At 65.1% G+C, this 12,441-nt stretch carries 13 protein-coding genes; 5 read left to right on the top strand and 8 right to left on the bottom strand.

What is annotated here, in order from left to right; all coding sequences use genetic code 11:
• Window positions 1-35: 35 nt before the first annotated feature.
• Window positions 36-1,001 (bottom strand): HhH-GPD family protein, encoded by a 966-nt coding sequence (locus tag LAQ58_RS04860; RefSeq protein ID WP_224449485.1) that lies wholly within the window; start codon window positions 999-1,001, stop codon window positions 36-38.
• A 144-nt stretch (window positions 1,002-1,145) separates the two neighbouring features.
• Between LAQ58_RS04860 and LAQ58_RS04855 the strand changes: the two genes are divergently transcribed.
• Both LAQ58_RS04855 and LAQ58_RS04850 read left to right on the top strand, forming a co-directional pair.
• Window positions 1,146-1,403, top strand: a complete 258-nt coding sequence (locus tag LAQ58_RS04855) for a hypothetical protein (protein ID WP_224449484.1) — start codon at window positions 1,146-1,148, stop codon at window positions 1,401-1,403.
• Window positions 1,404-1,458: 55 nt separating this feature from the next.
• Window positions 1,459-1,779 (top strand): ribbon-helix-helix protein, encoded by a 321-nt coding sequence (locus LAQ58_RS04850; protein WP_224449483.1) that lies wholly within the window; start codon window positions 1,459-1,461, stop codon window positions 1,777-1,779.
• Window positions 1,780-2,151: 372 nt separating this feature from the next.
• On the opposite strand, the gene LAQ58_RS04845 is transcribed toward LAQ58_RS04850, so the two are convergent.
• From LAQ58_RS04845 to LAQ58_RS04835, 3 genes are all read right to left on the bottom strand, one after another.
• A complete protein-coding gene (locus LAQ58_RS04845; RefSeq protein ID WP_425490686.1) occupies window positions 2,152-4,422 on the bottom strand; it encodes a copper-translocating P-type ATPase in 2,271 nt (756 codons plus the stop codon).
• A 136-nt stretch (window positions 4,423-4,558) separates the two neighbouring features.
• The gene (locus LAQ58_RS04840; RefSeq protein WP_224449482.1) at window positions 4,559-5,902 is read right to left on the bottom strand and encodes a class-III pyridoxal-phosphate-dependent aminotransferase; all 1,344 of its coding nucleotides are present in this window, start codon (window positions 5,900-5,902) and stop codon (window positions 4,559-4,561) included.
• 161 nt (window positions 5,903-6,063) lie between these two features.
• Window positions 6,064-7,362, bottom strand: coding sequence for an MgtC/SapB family protein (locus LAQ58_RS04835; RefSeq protein ID WP_224449481.1), 1,299 nt, complete (start codon window positions 7,360-7,362; stop codon window positions 6,064-6,066).
• A gap of 78 nt (window positions 7,363-7,440) precedes the next feature.
• On the opposite strand from LAQ58_RS04835, the gene LAQ58_RS04830 reads away from it, so the two are divergent.
• Window positions 7,441-8,748: an AI-2E family transporter gene (locus tag LAQ58_RS04830; RefSeq protein WP_224449480.1), complete on the top strand. Its 1,308-nt coding sequence runs from the start codon at window positions 7,441-7,443 to the stop codon at window positions 8,746-8,748.
• Window positions 8,749-8,759: 11 nt separating this feature from the next.
• Here LAQ58_RS04830 and LAQ58_RS04825 read toward each other — a convergent pair whose 3' ends face one another.
• Complete coding sequence (locus tag LAQ58_RS04825; protein WP_224449479.1) at window positions 8,760-9,065, bottom strand: PadR family transcriptional regulator; 306 nt, start codon at window positions 9,063-9,065, stop codon at window positions 8,760-8,762.
• A 284-nt stretch (window positions 9,066-9,349) separates the two neighbouring features.
• On the opposite strand from LAQ58_RS04825, the gene LAQ58_RS04820 reads away from it, so the two are divergent.
• Complete coding sequence (locus tag LAQ58_RS04820; protein WP_224449478.1) at window positions 9,350-9,640, top strand: amphi-Trp domain-containing protein; 291 nt, start codon at window positions 9,350-9,352, stop codon at window positions 9,638-9,640.
• Window positions 9,641-9,857: 217 nt separating this feature from the next.
• On the opposite strand, the gene LAQ58_RS04815 is transcribed toward LAQ58_RS04820, so the two are convergent.
• Both LAQ58_RS04815 and LAQ58_RS04810 read right to left on the bottom strand, forming a co-directional pair.
• Window positions 9,858-10,004, bottom strand: a complete 147-nt coding sequence (locus tag LAQ58_RS04815; protein WP_224449477.1) for a hypothetical protein — start codon at window positions 10,002-10,004, stop codon at window positions 9,858-9,860.
• Between the two features lie 234 nt (window positions 10,005-10,238).
• Window positions 10,239-10,520: a PadR family transcriptional regulator gene (locus LAQ58_RS04810; RefSeq protein WP_224450217.1), complete on the bottom strand. Its 282-nt coding sequence runs from the start codon at window positions 10,518-10,520 to the stop codon at window positions 10,239-10,241.
• Between the two features lie 249 nt (window positions 10,521-10,769).
• Between LAQ58_RS04810 and LAQ58_RS04805 the strand changes: the two genes are divergently transcribed.
• On the top strand, window positions 10,770-11,480 hold the full coding sequence (locus LAQ58_RS04805) for a DUF7117 family protein (protein WP_224449476.1): 711 nt from the start codon (window positions 10,770-10,772) through the stop codon (window positions 11,478-11,480).
• A gap of 18 nt (window positions 11,481-11,498) precedes the next feature.
• Here the strand turns inward: LAQ58_RS04805 and folD are convergent, their stop codons facing one another.
• Window positions 11,499-12,392, bottom strand: coding sequence for a bifunctional methylenetetrahydrofolate dehydrogenase/methenyltetrahydrofolate cyclohydrolase FolD (folD, locus tag LAQ58_RS04800; protein WP_224449475.1), 894 nt, complete (start codon window positions 12,390-12,392; stop codon window positions 11,499-11,501).
• Window positions 12,393-12,441 lie beyond the last annotated feature (49 nt).

Here is a 12,441-nt window from a genome sequence, read left to right as displayed (position 1 = left end):
GTCGGGGCGGATTTGGCGGCAGGGTTGGCGGCGATTCAGCGACGGAGTCGGACGACGAGTTCGCCGTTCGTGTCGCTCTCGCCGTCTCTCTCGCCGTCGACGACTTCGACGAGACCGTCGCTCGCCAGGTCGTCGACGAGGTCCTGCAACCACTCGCGACCCGTCTCGTCGCCGTAGTCGACGCGGACCCGCGGGCCGAGCGCGTCGAGCGTGAGTTCGTCGTACTCGCCGAGCGTCCGGATCACCCGCCCACGGAACTGCCGCCGACTCCCCTCGAAACTCGGCTGCGTCGGTACGTCCGGAGCCGTGAAGTCGCCGGTCTCGTAGGCGCGACACCAGCGTCGCCACGGACACCCCGACTCGTCGCAGGTCGGCGTTTTCGTGCAGGCGACTCCGCCCAGTTCCATGATAGCGTTGTTCCAGACGCGCGACTCGCTGTCGGGCATGAGTTCGGTCGCCGCCGCCTCGAACGCCGTGTCGTCGTCCGGTACGTCGAAGGCGCGGTGCAGCACGCGCTTGACGTTAGTGTCGACGACGGCGTCGCCCTCGTTGAACGCGAAACTCGCGACGGCGTTGGCGGTGTAGGGGCCGACGCCCATTAGTTCCTGTAACTCTCCGGGCGTCCGCGGGAACTCGCCGTCGTACTCCGTCTCGACCTGATTCGCCGCCTCGTGGAGGTATTTCGCGCGGTTGTTGTAGCCGAGGCTGTGGCCCGACCAGAACGAGACCACGTCGGCGCGGTCGGCCGCCGCAAGATCGCCGGCGGACGGCCAACGGTCGAGAAACGCCTCCCACGCGGGGACGACTCGGTCGAGTTGCGTCTGCTGGCTCATCACCTCCGAGACGAGAATCGCGTACGGGTCGTCGGTCCGCCGCCACGGGTAGTCGCGGTGGTCCGCTTCGTACCACGCGACGAGGGCGTCGCGGACGGCGTCGAGATCCGTCGGTGCGGACGGGAGTCGACGATCGGCGTCGTCGGCGTCGGCCGGTACGTCAGTCATCGTCGACTGTTCTGCCGCTCGGCCGTTAAGCGGTGACGGTTCCGGACCGCGACCGGTCGACGAACGTTCTCCGGTCTCGTAGACTCGTTGACACCAACACGAATCAGGGTGAAAGTATATAGTACAGGAGTCGAATCGGCGGGTATGGAGTCAAGCACCGCTATTCAACTCGGCGTCGCCGTCATCGTTCTCCCGGCGTCGACGCTCGTTCTCCTCGCGGCCGGGCCGCTCGGTTGGCTCGTGTTGCTCGTCGGCATCTCGCTCGTCATCTCGGGCGGGCTCGAAGAACGCCACCGACTACCCTCGCGGCAACGTGGCAGCTTCACCGACTGCCCCGACTGCGGGACGCACAATGTCACCGGACGCACCATCTGCCGAGACTGCGGGACCGGTCTCGCCTGAGTCGACAGTCGACGAAGTCGAAAACGGTAATCGGCCGGCCGACCGACCCTCGGGTGTGAGCCTCGACGACCTCCGCGACGACGTGGACGCACAGTACGGCGAGTACGACGACTCGATCTCCCTCGACCTCGACCGCGAGACGAAACACGAGTTGGCGATGCTGTCGGCCGTCTTCGACGGCGACGAGGGCGAGTTGATTCGCCGTGCGGTCCACACGCTGTTTCAGTCGACCGTCGGCAGCGGCGACCTCGACTTCCACCTCCGGCAGGCGTACGACACCACCTACGACGAGTACCTCGCCGGCATGACGTACGACGAGATGACGGGCGCGAACCAGTACCCCGAGCGCGACGACGTGCGCCGGTATCAGATGTAGAAAGCCCTCGGCGCGGCCCCGGCGTGGTCCGCGCCTCGCCCTTAGCATGTCCGCCAGGCCCGCATTGCGCGAGCCGCGCACGACGGCGCGACACGCGTTGAGCTTCGTCCTCCCCAGCCGACTGCGTTGCTCGGTCGCTTCGTTCCCTGCGCTACTCGCCCCTCGCACGAGTAGTCGCGCCCACGCAGGAGCGCTCCGGCGCGCGCCGGTTGGTTGCGTCGCTCTCGCGGCTACAGCGGATGCTAACAGACGGAGTATCGCTCTCCGCTTCGACACGCAGGACGGCGCTCCGTACACCTGCCTCGACCGCTCCAGCGCCGGTTTTCAGGTCACGGAGCGAGGTGGCCGCTGCGTTCAAAAAGGTTCGTTCGCTCAGTCCGCCAGACGCGGAGTCGCCGGCGGAGAGACGCCTGGAAGAGACGGGAGGTCAAGGTCCACTCGCCGGAGGAACTGCGCGTTGATGGCGACGATGACCGTGCTCAGCGACATGAGGAGCGCACCGACCGCGGGCGAGAGGAGGATTCCGAACGGCGCGAGAGCGCCCGCCGCCAGCGGGATGGCGAACACGTTGTATCCGGCAGCCCAGACGAGGTTCTGCTGCATCTTCCGGTAGCTCGCCCTGCTGAGTTTGACGAGTCGAACTACGTCGAGCGGGTTGTTCTGGACGAGGATGACATCCGCCGACTGGACGGCGACGTCCGTTCCGCTCCCGATGGCGATGCCGACGTCGGCGCGTGTGAGCGCGGGCGCGTCGTTCACGCCGTCACCGACCATCGCGACGAGGTTGCCCCCGCTCTGAAGCTCGCCGATTTTCTCGTCTTTGTCCTCGGGAAGCACCTCGGCGAAGACGGTGTCGATACCGAGTTCCTCGGCGACGGCGCGGGCCACGTCCTCGGAGTCGCCGGTCAGCATCGCCACCTCGACCCCGAGTTCGTGGAGCGCCTCGACGACTTGGTAGCTCTCTTCGCGGACGACGTCCGCGAGCGCGAAGGCGGCGACCGGTTCGTCCTCGCGGACAAGATAGACGACGGTCTGTGCATTGCTTCCGGCGCGCTCGGCGAACTTGGTGAGCGCCGGTGGCGCGTCCCCGTCGAGTTGCGAGAGGAGGTTCGGCCCGCCGACGTATACCGTCTCGCTGTCGACCGTCGCGCGGACACCGCGACCCTTGAGCGCCTCGAACCTCGTCGCGTTCGGCGGTTCGACGCCGCGCTCATCCGCTGCTTCGCGGATAGCCTGCGCGATCATGTGCTCGGAGTCGCCCTCGACGGCGGCGGCGAGCGCGAACGCCTCGTCCTCGGCGAGGTCGTCGACGGTCTCGACGTCCACGATGCCCTGTTCGCCCTTCGTGAGCGTCCCGGTCTTGTCGAAGACGACGGTGTCGAGTTCGCGCGCCCGTTCCATGGCGATTCGGTCGCGGACGAGCATCCCGTTTCGCGCCGCCAGTGATGTGTTGATGGCGACGACGAGCGGAATCGCGAGGCCGAGTGCGTGCGGACAGGCGATGACGAGCACGGTGACCGCGCGCTCGATGACCGGGCCGCCGAACGAGGTGGCGACCGTCCACGCGACGGCGGTGACGGTGGCCGACGCCACCGCGACGTAGAACAACCATCCCGCCGCGCGGTCCGCGAGCACCTGCGTTTTGGATTTGCTCCCCTGCGCCTCCTCGACGAGTCGCATGATGCCCGCGAGCGCCGTCTCCTCGCCGGTCGCGGTGATTCGGACTCGGAGGCTCCCGTCGCCATTGACGGTGCCACCGATGACTTCGTCGCCCGGTTCCTTCGAGACCGGACGCGACTCGCCCGTAATCATCGCCTCGTTCACGTCGGAGTCGCCCTCCTCGACGACCCCGTCGGCGGGGACGTTCGCGCCGGGTCGCACGAGGACGAGATCGTTTTTGGAGAGGTCGCTCACGGGAACCTCCTCTACCCCTCCGTCTTCGGAGATCCGCTCGGCGGTGTCGGGAATCAGTTTGGCGAGTTCGTTGAGCGCGCTCGACGCGCGTCGGACGCTCCGCATCTCTATCCAGTGGCCGAGCAGCATGATGTCGATGAGCGTCACGAGTTCCCAGAAGAACGCCGTGGTCGTCGGAAAAACGACGCTCGCGAGGCTGTAGACGAACGCGACGGAGATGGCCATCGAGATGAGCGTCATCATCCCCGGCGAACGGTCGCGTAGCTCCGGAACGGCCATTCGAAGGAACGGGACGCCCCCGTACGCGAAGACGATTATCGCAAAAACCGGATTTATCCACTCGCTGCCGGGGAACGCGGGCACCGAGAAACCGAGCCACTGCTGGAGCGTCTCGCTGTAGAGCAGCACCGGAATCGACAGCAGCGTCGAGACGAAGAAGCGCCGGCGAAACATCTGTTCGTGGCCGGCGTGCATTCCGCCGTGGTCGTCGTGGTCGTCGTGGCCGCCGTGGCCGTCGGAATCACCGTGACCGTCGTGACCGTGACCACCTTCTCCATGCTCGACCTCTCGTTCGGCTTCGTCGGCGTCGGCTTCGTCTTCGAGGAGTGACTGTTCTACGCGCGGGTCCGCGGACTCATTGGTCTCCTCACTCCCTCTGTCCCGTTCTCCCTCGTGGTCGGCGTGTTCGGTAGTTCGTTCGCCGTTTTTCGAGTTGTAGTGGTCGTCCATGGCGTCATCCTCGTCAGACGCGATAGACGACAGAAACTAATGGCAGTTGTGTGTCAAAAATCGACTGTCGTGGCCGCTGTCTGGTATCGGTCACGAAACGGGGTGGTCGTGTCCTCGGATAACGGGCACCGGTGACTCAGGCCACCGCTTCGATAGCCTCACCGAGCAGGTCGCAGCCGAGCGAGATCTCGCGCTCGGTCACGTCCAGCGGCGGGAGGATTCGAAGCACCCTGTAGCCGCAGGCGAGGGTGAGCAGACCGCGCTTCAGCGCCGCCTCCTGTACCGCGTCGCGGTGTTCTTTCGTCTCGAACTCGACTGCGAGCATCAGGCCCTTCCCGCGGAGGTCCTCGACGCCCGGAAGGTCGGCGTCGGCCATCGTCTCGAGGAACTGCTCGCCGCGCACGACGGCGTTGTCCATGAGGTCGTACTCCTCGATGGCGTCGAGCGTGAGCGCCCCCTGCAGCGAGGCGACGATGTCGCCCGCGCCCCACGTCGAGGAGAGTCGGCTCTTCTCTGCGGGGAAGATCTCCTCCCGGGAGATGGTCGCGCCGACGCGCAGCGACTTCGCGGCGGTGATGACGTCGGGTTCGATGGGGAAGTGGTCGGAGCCCCACATCTTCCCGGTCCGGCCGACGCCCGACTGAATTTCGTCGGCGATGAGTGTGATGTCGTACTCGTCGACGAGGTCCGCGAGCTCCCGCATGAACGCGTCGCTCGGGATTCGGTAGCCGCCCTCGCCCTGAATCGGTTCGAGGATGATGTAGGAGAGCTCCTCGGGGTTGATGTGGCCGCGCTTGGGGTGGAGTTTCTCGCGGAGACGGGAGGTGTCGTCGACGAAGAAGCCGCACGAACAGGAGTCGGGCGAACAGGTTCGGTCGTCGCAGTACGGCATGTCGTGGATGCCCGAGATCTCGGGGAACTTTCTGCGGTAAACTTCCTTCGAGCGGTTCAGCGAGAGCGCGCCGAGCGTCCGGCCGTGGAACGCGCCGTCGAAGGTGACGCCGTACTTGCCGCCGTCGGAGTGGTCGTAGCTTATTTTGAGCGCATTCTCGACGGCTTCGGCCCCGGAGTTCGAGAGGAAGACGGTGTCCATCCCGTAGTGGTCGGTCGCGTCGACGAGGCGTTCCATCAGTCCGGCGGGACCCGGAAGCGGGTCGTCGTCGTAGTCGTGACCGCTGGAGACGTAGAAGTCCTGCCCGGCGATTTTCAGCGGGTCGACGAGGTCGAACTCCGCCAATGGGTCCATGATCTTGGGGTTGTTGTAACCCAGCGGCGCGGCGGCGACATGGCTCGTGAAGTCGAGGAGGACGTTGCCGTCGACGTCGGTGCAGAACGGTCCCTCCGCGGGGGCGGAGGTGTCCCAGACGAAGTCGTAGACGTACGTACTCGGCGCGGCGTGCTCGCGGTGCCGTTCGGCCCACTGGCGGGCGCGCTGACCGGGCATCGCTTCAACATCGGGGGTAGCCGTCTCGCGGTCCATAGACCGCGCTACGGAGACACATATGTTAAGAGATTCGTTACCTTTCAGGCAATGATTGCGACGCGGGACGAACCGTACGTTCGTCCGCCTTCGTACTCGCCCTTACCCGCCCGAGCGTCAGCGTCGCACCCACCGAGCGTTGCTCCCACGAGGCGTCGCGCTCACCCGAGCGTCGCGACAACGAACGTCGCCACGCCCGACACCGCGAGGACGACGACGCTCCAGAGCGCGACCCGCCGTGCGAACGGCTTCGGTCCCGCCGCCGACAGCGCCGCCTTGACGACGATACTGGAGGCGGTCGCCAGCAGCACGGCGATGATGGCGTCCGGTCCGGAAATGGTGCCGCTGCGGTACAGCAACACCGCGGAGGTGGTCGCGCCCGCCGAGGAGACGAGACCCGAGGCGAACGCGCTGATGAACAGTCCGGTCGAACCGAACTCGGCCTGCGCGAGCGTCCCCGTCGCGAGGATGAGCAGGAAGACGACCCCGAACGAGAGCGCGTTCTGGAGCGAGAACGGGCTTTCGAGGTCCATCTCGACGCTCGTCGCCCAGTCGGCGACGACGGCGGCGATGGCGACGCTGCCGACGACGATAACGCCGAGCGGAACGATGGCGGCAGTCAGCACCGGTCCCGACGAGTTGAGCGTGAAGACGAGGACGATAGCGAGGTTGCGCACGGCCATCGCGGCGTTGGCGAGTAACACCCCGGCGACGCCGTAGGTGGCGGCCTCCGGTCGCTGATTGACGTGGTCGAGCATCGTCCCGACGACGGCCGTCGAAGAGGCGAGTCCGCCGAAGAAGCCGGTGACGGCGATGCCGCGACTGCCGTAACTCCGGACGACAGCGTAGTTGACGATGCCGATTCCCGCGACGGTGACGACCATCAGCCACGCGACGCGCGGCTCCAGCGGGATGCCGTAGACGTCGATCTCGCCCGGCGGTAACAGCGGGTAGACGACGAACGCGAGGATGGCGAACTCCGTCGACGACCGGAGTTCCTCCCGCGAGAGCGCGCCCGCGAAGCCGTGGAGCTCCCGCTTGAGTACGAGGAGCAGCGACGAGACGACGGCGACGGTGACGCCCGCGAGTACGTAACCGGACGCGACGAGCGCACCGACGCCGTAGGCGACCAGAAGTGAGACGGATGTCGTCAACGACAGCCCGTCGTCCTCTCCGTCGCGGAGACTCTGCGCCGCCAACAACACGCCCTGGACGATGACCAGAACGCCGCCGACGGCCAACAGCGCTTCGCCGAGGTTCTCCTCGCGGGCGAGAATCGTGAACACCGCGGCGACGAGACTCGTCAGCGAGAACGTCCGAATGCCGGCGGACTTGTCCGACCACTCGCGCTCTAAGCCCATGAACAGCCCCAACGCGGCGGCCAAGACGAGGCGAGCGACCGTTTCGTCGAACGAAGGCGGCAACGGTCCTCCCGACTGCAGAACCGACAGAGACAGCATCTCCCATCAGCTACGCGACGGCGGGTGTTAACTCTCCGGGCGCGACACGTTTTTGTCGCCTCCACACAGCCTGTTTGTATGTCGACTGAGAAGGAAGTCGACGCTGAGAACCGTTTTCTTGGCGTCGGCCGCTCGCGGCTCGGCTGGTGGTTCCTCGCGCTCCTGCTAGCGCTCGCGCTCTGTTACGTCGTCTACTCGTTCGTCGGAACCGTCGTGTTCGGGCTGTTCATCTACTACGCGACGCGCCCAATATTCCGCCGACTCGACGAGCGGATCCAGCCGACGAGTCTCGCTGCCGCCGTCGCGATGTTCGCGCTCGTCCTCCCGGCGCTGGCGCTCGTGGGGTACGCGCTGCTCATCGTCATCCGCCAGATCGGAGCGGTGACGGGTAACGGAATCAGCCCCGAACAGCTCGGTATCGACCCCGCGGTGTTCGACGACCTGACGGCCCTGACGAACGTCCAATCGCTGCTCTCCGGCGACGTTCTCCAGTACGTCACCGCCTCGAACCTCCAGTCGGTGCTCGATTCGCTGGGCTCTGCGGCGGGGACGCTCGCGTTCGTCGGTATCGGACTCATCCACCTGTTCGTGATGGTCGCGTTCGCGTTCTACCTCCTGCGCGACGACCGAAAGCTGGCCGACTGGTTCCACTCCCGAATTGCCGACAAAAACGGCGTCACCGCCACCTACCTACGGGCGATCGACAACGACCTCAACAGCATCTTCTTTGGCAACATCCTCAACGCCGCCGTCACCGGCACCATCGCCGTAATCACGTACTCGGCGCTGAACGCGTTCGCCCCGCCGGGCGTCGCCATCCCCGCAGCGGCGCTCATCGGCCTGCTCGCCGGCGTCGCGAGTCTCATCCCCATCGTCGGCATGAAACTCGTCTACTTCCCTGTCGCCATCTACATGGCCGTCGCAGCGCTGGTACCGCCGCCGAACGTGGCTGGTCTCTGGTTCGTCGCCGCCTTCGCGCTCGTCTCCTTCGTTATCGTCGACACCATCCCCGACCTCGTGCTCCGCCCGTACGTCTCCGGGCGGTCGCTCCACGTCGGCGCGGTGATGCTCGCGTACACCCTCGGTCCGCTGCTGTTCGGCTGGTACGGCATCTTCCTCATGCCGCTTCTGCTCGTGCTCGTCGTTCACTTCGCGCGCATCATTCTCCCCGAACTCGTCTCCGGCGAACCGATTCGCCCCTCTGCGATCGACCCGAGTTGGATGCCCAGCGACTCGTTCGAGGCGTCGACGGCAGAGACGAGTAACGGCGGCGAGGGGACGTCCCCGGACGGAGACGAACGCTCGAAAAAGGACGTACGTTCCGACGGAGTCGAGTCGGAGAGAGACGCCACTATCGACGCGGCGGACGACGAGAAACAGTCGTAACGCTGTCGAAGTTAGTTCTCGAGTTCGGCTTCGACCTCGGTCCCAGTTTCGACGTATCGCGATTCCCAGTTGGAGCGCGCGTTGATTTCGCGCCGACCGCGTCGGGTGAGCGTATAGTAGTTGGTGCGTCGGTCGCGCTGGCCTTTGTCCACGAGACCCTTCTCGACGAGCGTGTCGAGGTTCGGATATAGCCGACCGTGATGAATCTCTTTCTCGTAGTAATCCTCCAGCTCCTCTTTGATGGCGAGACCGTGTGGTTCCTCCAGCCCGGCGATCACGTACAGCAAGTCTCGTTGGAATCCTGTCAAATCGTACATCGGTAACGTCTACGCCGGTATTTCTGTCGGATTGAAATAAGCATATCGACTACCACTCCACGTTTCGGTCCCGTGGCCGTTCTGTCTCATATCTCTCCCGACATCGCACTGATAACAGAAGTGAACGGTCGACGCGCGATTTTCGCCCATCCGGCGAATATGTCCGAAAGCCGACCATCGACTCCGCTCGCCGCTCACGTCTCGTCTCGACGGTGGTCGCCCCTGGCCGAACCGCCGTCCGCGCGGGCGGCGGGCTTATACCTCGGGTGTTCGTACGGTGGCGTATGCCAGAAGAAGTGCTCTTCGAAACCGAACAGCGCCGCTCCCGAGGCGATATCGCCAGCTACCTCCGGACCGTCGCGGATAAACTCGACGCGGGGGAGCCGCTCACGCTCTCGGCTGGAGACCAGTCGGTGACGCTCGACGTTCCGGCGCAGCCGACGTTCGAAGTGAAAGCCGAACGCGAGACGCCGTCGTCGGGTGGTTCCGGTGAACTCAGCGTCGAGTTCGAGTTGGAGTGGGACGAAGGAACGGCCGACGGCGGCGACACCAACGGCGAACTCAGTATCGAGTGACGTCGCTGGTCGGTCGGTGATCTTTCGCGACGAACAGACGCACTACTCGCGGCGTAGTGAATCAAAAGGAAAGCAAGCCACGCGAAATACCGCGTGGGTGCTTGCCGCCCTGAATTGGTCCCCGCTGACGCTTCGGCCCTCCAAGCGAAGCGTCACCAGTACGTACCGCACGTTTTTACTTAAACTTACCGACGACGCGTGAGACCTTCGTTTTCGCTTAGATGTGCTCCTCCTCGAGCACCCATCCAAGCGCCCGTTTGTAGTAGGTGAACATCTGCTTGACGCGCTCGTGACGCATCTCTTCGTCATCTAACTCCGCTTTGAGAAACTCGTACTGTTCTCGAATCTCCGCTTCGTCGCGCATGGCTCCCAGTAGGTCGACGGTCGGCAAAGAACCCGCTGTCGAAACGGCGTCGTTCTCACGTCGTCCGATCGGCTGTGTCTGCAACTCGCGAAATGGTAAGTCGCGTCCATGCTCTACGAGCGGCGGGCGCGCAGCCTGTCCGTGCGACGACGGGAAAGAGCCTCAGTTAGTCTCGTCTGCGCCGCTATTCGGGTCGCGTGGGGAGCGCTCTCCCGCCCGTGGATCGGCCCGAAACTACGCGTTGGCGGTGAAGTACTGGTCCTCCCACTCGCGACGCTGGCGAAGGAGGCTCTCCCCCGATTCGGTGATGTCGTAATAGTTCGTCCGGCGGTCGATAGCGCCCTTCTCGACGTACTCCTTCTCGACGAGTACGTCCAAGTTCGGGTAGAGGCGACCGTGGTTGACCTCCGAGTCGAGGTACGACTCCAGTTCGCTCTTGATCTCTTGCCCGGACGGTCTGTCCAATCCCGCCATCACGTACAGCAGGTCTCGTTGGAAACCACTGAGGTCGTTCATCATCGCGAATAAACTTCGACATTATACAGTATAGTTCCTCGGAGGCTTCCACGTCTGTGACTATCAGCTTTCGAAGAACTACGGCACCGAAACGACGGGCACCGGAACGACGGGCGACGACTGCTTTGGGTGTCTTCCGGCTTCCTGAGCACACCGAGCGTGCCGAGCACGCCGAACGAATCGAGCGAGTCGAATCTGCCGAGAGGACGCTTCCGGTGCCGTTTTCCCTCGGGACGCCGAAGCAGACCCATGGAGATTCGGGGCCGACGCGAGTGCGCGAAGTGCGGAACCCGCTGGTCGTACTACGAGATGGGGAGCGTCAGTTGTCCCGACTGCGGCAGCATCAGGAGCGTCGGCGTCGACGAGCGGACGCGACACACCGACTCAGCCGAACCGCTCGAATTGAACGACCTCAAAACGAAACTCGCCGACGGCAAGATGAGCGACGTGGTCGACGAGTTGAAATCGCGACTCCGGACGTACGTCAGAAAGCGCGGATTCGTGCACGAGGGCCAACTCCGCCCGCTGGACGACGAGATCCTCGTCGCGGCGGAACTGCTCCACGCCGCCGACGTGTACGACCGCTCGCGGGAGACGAGCGACGCAGAGGACCTCTACCTCCTGACGCTCGTCAACGGCGCGGAGACGAGCGACCGTCCCGACTCGACGGACGTTCCCCGGTCGATGGCGGCCGCCAGAGGTCTCGCGTACGCGACGGTCGTCTCGAAATACCGCCACGAGGCGGTTACGTGGCTGGAAGAGCACCCCGACGCCGAGGCGCAGGCGACACTGGGGACGATTCGCGACCACGAAAAACGCATCCACGCGCTCGACGGCGACGTTCCGATGGCCGACTCGGAGGCGCTGGTCCGGGCGACGCAGGAACTCGGCACGTACGTCGTCGAGGACGACTCGGACGCGCTGGCGACGGCGCGCGAGCACCTCTCGCGGTTGGGGTAACCGGCAGAGGCGGCCGGTTCAGGAGAGTTCAACGCCGACGCCGGACTGCTCGCTCGCGGCTTTGACGGTGTTGTACAGGAGCATCGCGCGGGTCATCGGCCCGACGCCGCCGGGGACGGGCGTGATGGCGCTCGCCTTCTCCTTCGCACTCTCGAACGCCACGTCGCCGACGAGTTCGTACCCCTTCTCGTTGTCCGCGTCGACGCGGTTGACTCCCACGTCGATGACGACGGCGCCGTCTTTCAGCATCTCGCCGGTAACGAGTTCGGGAACGCCGACGGCGGCGACGACGACGTCCGCCTGCTTCGTCTTCGCCGCGAGGTCCTCCGTTCGGGAATGACAGACGGTGACCGTCGCGTTGCCGCCCTCGGCCTTCTGTATCAGAAGGTTTGCCAGCGGTTTGCCGACGATGTCGGAGCGGCCGACGACGACGACGTCCTTCCCTTCGGGGTCGACGCTGGTCGCTTCCAGCAGTTTCTGGACGCCGTGGGGCGTACAGGGTTTGAAGCGGGCGTCGCCGGCGACGAGACGGCCGACGTTCTCGGGGTGGAAGCCGTCGGCGTCCTTCTCGGGCGCGATCGAGCGGAGGACGCGGCGCGTGTCGACGTGGTCCGGAACCGGCATCTGTACGAGGATGCCGTGGACGTCGGGGTTGGCGTTCAGGTCGTCGATGGTGTCGTACAGTTCGTCGGCGGGGGCGTCGGCGTCGAGTTCGACGTGGATGCCGTCGATGCCCACCTCCTCGCAGTCGCGCTGTTTCATCGAGACGTACGTCTCGCTGGCGGGGTCGTCGCTCATCAACACGGTGGCGAGGCCGGGCGTCACGCCCGCGTCTTTCAGCGTGGAGATGGAGTGTTGGAGGTCGGAGCGAATTTCCGCGGCGACGGCGTTGCCGTCGATTATCTCGGCCATGAGTGAACTGGCGGCCGCCTTCGCCTTTAATTCTCGGGTTCGTGCATAG

This window comes from Haloprofundus salilacus, from assembly GCF_020150815.1.
Lineage (GTDB): Archaea > Halobacteriota > Halobacteria > Halobacteriales > Haloferacaceae > Haloprofundus > Haloprofundus salilacus.
Note: the sequence above shows the minus strand (reverse complement) of the source record. Positions and strands in the feature narration are given on the sequence as shown.

Coding starts and splice junctions, on each gene's coding strand:
- LAQ58_RS04860 (WP_224449485.1), bottom strand. CDS start 1,001: ATGACTGACGTACCGGCCGACGCCGACGACGCCGATCGTCGACTCCCG.
- LAQ58_RS04855 (WP_224449484.1), top strand. CDS start 1,146: ATGGAGTCAAGCACCGCTATTCAACTCGGCGTCGCCGTCATCGTTCTC.
- LAQ58_RS04845 (WP_425490686.1), bottom strand. CDS start 4,422: ATGGACGACCACTACAACTCGAAAAACGGCGAACGAACTACCGAACAC.
- LAQ58_RS04840 (WP_224449482.1), bottom strand. CDS start 5,902: ATGGACCGCGAGACGGCTACCCCCGATGTTGAAGCGATGCCCGGTCAG.
- LAQ58_RS04835 (WP_224449481.1), bottom strand. CDS start 7,362: ATGCTGTCTCTGTCGGTTCTGCAGTCGGGAGGACCGTTGCCGCCTTCG.
- LAQ58_RS04830 (WP_224449480.1), top strand. CDS start 7,441: ATGTCGACTGAGAAGGAAGTCGACGCTGAGAACCGTTTTCTTGGCGTC.
- LAQ58_RS04825 (WP_224449479.1), bottom strand. CDS start 9,065: ATGTACGATTTGACAGGATTCCAACGAGACTTGCTGTACGTGATCGCC.
- LAQ58_RS04820 (WP_224449478.1), top strand. CDS start 9,350: ATGCCAGAAGAAGTGCTCTTCGAAACCGAACAGCGCCGCTCCCGAGGC.
- LAQ58_RS04815 (WP_224449477.1), bottom strand. CDS start 10,004: ATGCGCGACGAAGCGGAGATTCGAGAACAGTACGAGTTTCTCAAAGCG.
- LAQ58_RS04810 (WP_224450217.1), bottom strand. CDS start 10,520: ATGAACGACCTCAGTGGTTTCCAACGAGACCTGCTGTACGTGATGGCG.
- LAQ58_RS04805 (WP_224449476.1), top strand. CDS start 10,770: ATGGAGATTCGGGGCCGACGCGAGTGCGCGAAGTGCGGAACCCGCTGG.
- folD (WP_224449475.1), bottom strand. CDS start 12,392: ATGGCCGAGATAATCGACGGCAACGCCGTCGCCGCGGAAATTCGCTCC.